At 69.9% G+C, this 3,023-nt stretch carries 5 protein-coding genes; all 5 read right to left on the minus strand.

The features are described from left to right. On the minus strand, window positions 1–429 hold a 429-nt coding region (locus tag SACHA_RS25420; RefSeq protein WP_198010140.1), incomplete at its 3' end, for a hypothetical protein. A gap of 90 nt (window positions 430–519) precedes the next feature. Next, window positions 520–1,473 (minus strand): DivIVA-like cell division protein Wag31, encoded by a 954-nt coding sequence (gene wag31, locus SACHA_RS0112380; RefSeq protein WP_028663130.1) that lies wholly within the window; start codon window positions 1,471–1,473, stop codon window positions 520–522. Between the two features lie 50 nt (window positions 1,474–1,523). Next, complete coding sequence (locus SACHA_RS0112385; protein ID WP_019810129.1) at window positions 1,524–1,808, minus strand: YggT family protein; 285 nt, start codon at window positions 1,806–1,808, stop codon at window positions 1,524–1,526. Between the two features lie 32 nt (window positions 1,809–1,840). After that, on the minus strand, window positions 1,841–2,458 hold the full coding sequence (locus SACHA_RS0112390; protein ID WP_019810131.1) for a cell division protein SepF: 618 nt from the start codon (window positions 2,456–2,458) through the stop codon (window positions 1,841–1,843). 154 nt (window positions 2,459–2,612) lie between these two features. Beyond that, window positions 2,613–3,023 (minus strand): alanine racemase (locus SACHA_RS0112395; RefSeq protein ID WP_019810133.1); only part of this gene is annotated, 411 nt, incomplete at its 5' end.

A 3,023-nucleotide genomic window follows, 5' to 3' on the forward strand; every position in this document is an offset into this window, starting at 1 on the left:
CTTCGTCCGGTCGGCGGCACCGGTGTCGTCGGTGGCGGTGTCGTCGGCGGCCCCGGTCGACTCCGCCCCGTCGGTCACGTCCGTCTCCGTCGTCCCGCTCGTGCCCGCGGGGTCCGGGGCCCCTGCCGGCTCCGCGTTCGCCGTGCCGGGGGACTCCGTGGTTTCGGTCGTCTCCGCCGGGTCGTCGGTCTCTGCCGGGTCGACCGTCTTCGCCTGGTCGGAGTCGCCGGTGGCGCCGTCCGTTTCGGCCGTCCCCGCGGAGGCGATGTCCGGGCCCGTACGGCCCCGTCTCCAGTCGACGACCAGTAACAGCCCGGCGACGGCGGACAGTCCGATCGAGATCCAGGCCCAGAGCGATCCGGCCGTGACGAGTGCCGCCACCACCAACCCCAGGGCCGCCAGCACCAGAAGTAGGACGAGGAAAAGCACGGTGAATTACACCACGTCGGTCGCGGAACCCGCCCGCCGACCCGCCGACCACGGTGGCGGCGTGTCGGCCCGGTCGGGCAGTGGCACCGTTCAGCCTGCCTCGGCTCGGGGGCCGAACGAGTAACCCTGACCACTGCTTCCGCCGGTGCCGCCGGAACTGTGGCTGCCGTTACCGTGGTTACCACTGCTGTGGTTGCCGGTGCTGTGACTACCGCCGCTGTGCCCGCCGGAGCTCTCGCCGTTACCGGACTGGTTGCCGGACGAGGCGGAGGCGGGGGCCGCGGAGCCGCGGTCGTCGAGCTCGCGCAGCTGGGACTCCAGGAAGCCACGCAGCCGTGTGCGGTACTCCCGCTCGATCGTGCGCAGCTCCTCGATCTTCTTGTTCAGCGAGCCCTTCTCGGTGTTCAGTTCGTTCATCGTCTCGGTGTACTTGCGCTGCGCCTCGCGATCCATGTTGGTCGCCTTCTCGCGCGCCTGACGCTCCAGCGTCTCCGCCCTGGTCCGGGCGTCGCTGAGCATCGACTCGGCCTTCGTCCGCGCCTCGTTCACCATGGAGTCGGCCTTGGACCGGGCGTCGGACAGCAGCTGCTCGGACTTCGTCCGCGCCTCGGCGAGCATCCCGTCCGACTCGGTCTTGGCCTCGGCCGTCAGCCGGTCGGCCATCTCCTGGGCGAGCCCGAGCACCTTGGCGGCCTGCACGTTCGGCTCGCCGTTCTCGTTGGTCAGCCCGGTGGCCTGAGTCTGCTCCATCGCGGAGGTCGGCGGGGGGACCGGAGCGAGCCTGCGGGACGGTGTCTCGTCCTGCGCGCCGCCGCCCGTGCCGGCCGAGGACTTCGCGGACTCCAACTCACTACGGGCGGATTCCAACTCGGCATCGAGCTGTTCGACCTGTTGCCGCAGCTCGGTATTGTCCTCGATCAGCCGCGCGAGTTCGGTCTCGACGAGGTCGAGGAACGCGTCCACCTCGTCCTCGTTGTACCCGCGCTTGCCGATCGGAGGTTTGCTGAACGCGACGTTATGCACGTCAGCAGGAGTCAACGACATCAGATCTCACCTCACGCACTCCAGGGCTGCCTTCCGGCCCGGATTCCCCGTTACCCGGGCAGCGCCAGTTGCATCAGTATGAACACAACCAACAGCAGCACCATAATCGATAGGTCCAGTCCCACGCCGCCGATCCGGACGACGGGGATGATGCGCCGCACGAGTCGAACCGGTGGGTCGGTCATTGTGTAGATGGTCTCGAGCACGACCGCAACCCCACCGGTGGGACGCCACTCACGCGCGAAGGCGCGCACGAGCTCCACCACGATCCGGGCCGTCAGCAACAGCCAGAACGCGAAGAGCAGCCAGAACAGAATCAGCCGGACGGTGAGCACGGCGCCTACTCTGCCACACCCGTGGCCCGCGATCAGTGACGGAGGAAGAGACCGCCCTCGGCGATCCGCTTGCGGTCCTCCGCGGTGACGTCCACGTCCGGCGGTGAGAGCAGGAACACCTTGTTGGTGACCTTGTCCATCGATCCACGCAGGGCGAACGCCAGCCCCGCGGCGAAGTCGACCAGCCGTTTGGCGTCGGCGTTCTCCATCTCCGTGAGATTCATGATGACCGGGGCGCCGTCCCGATAGGCCTCGCCGATCTCCCGTGCCTCACCGTAACTGGTCGGATGCAGGGTGATGATCCGGCTCAGCGGATCCCGCGCGGTCTGCCGGGTGTTCTCGGTCGCGGGCCGCAGTCGTGCCACCGGTTCCGGCTGCCGGTCCACGGCCAACGATCCGTGAACCGACGGCTCACTGCGGCCGACGGTCCTGCCACGGCCACGCACCCCCGGGTTCTCCGCCTCCTCGAACTCGTCCATGACGTGGTACCGCGGCCGCGCCCGGCGCGGCTTGGCCCCGGGATAGGGACCCTCCTCGTAGGAGCCGTACCCACCGTCCGGGTGGTCGCGGCGGTAGTCGTCGTCGAGTTCGTACTCGTCCTCGGCAGGGACCATCCCGAAGTAGGCCTTCAGCTTCTGCAACGCGCTCATGCCTCTCCTCACCCTCCGCGACGCCACCCGGGGTGTTCTTCCGTCCTCGTTGGGACCGTTCCCGACCGGTCCCGGTTCCCGTCGGTGGCGCGGGACACGGTCGGCCGACCACACCGCCGACCGGCCCGTTCCGGTTCCCGAACGACCCGCCCGGTCAACCGTGCTGGGGCGAGGCTAGACCGCGCCCTCCGAGCAGCGCGGTTCCGACACGCACACACGTCGAGCCGTACCCGATCGCCTGTTCCAGATCCCCGGTCATCCCCGCGGAGATCTCCGTGGCTTGCGGATGGTCCCTGCGCAGGACCTCCGCGGCACCGGCCAGCCGTGCGAAGGCCGGTTCCGGGTCGGCGCCCAGCGGCGCGACCGCCATCAGCCCCCGCAGGTGGAGAACACCACTCTCCCGGGCGACGGCGTCGGCCAGTCGACCGAGCTCGTCCACCGGACAGCCGCCGCGGGCCGGATCGCCGTCGAGACTCGCCTGCAGGAGCACGTCCATCGGCCCGTTCCGCTCGCCCGCCTCCCGGGCCGCCCGTACCGCCCCGGCGAGCGCGCCGACCAGCCGGCG

Source organism: Saccharomonospora halophila 8, assembly GCF_000383775.1.
Classification (GTDB): Bacteria; Actinomycetota; Actinomycetes; order Mycobacteriales; family Pseudonocardiaceae; genus Saccharomonospora; species Saccharomonospora halophila.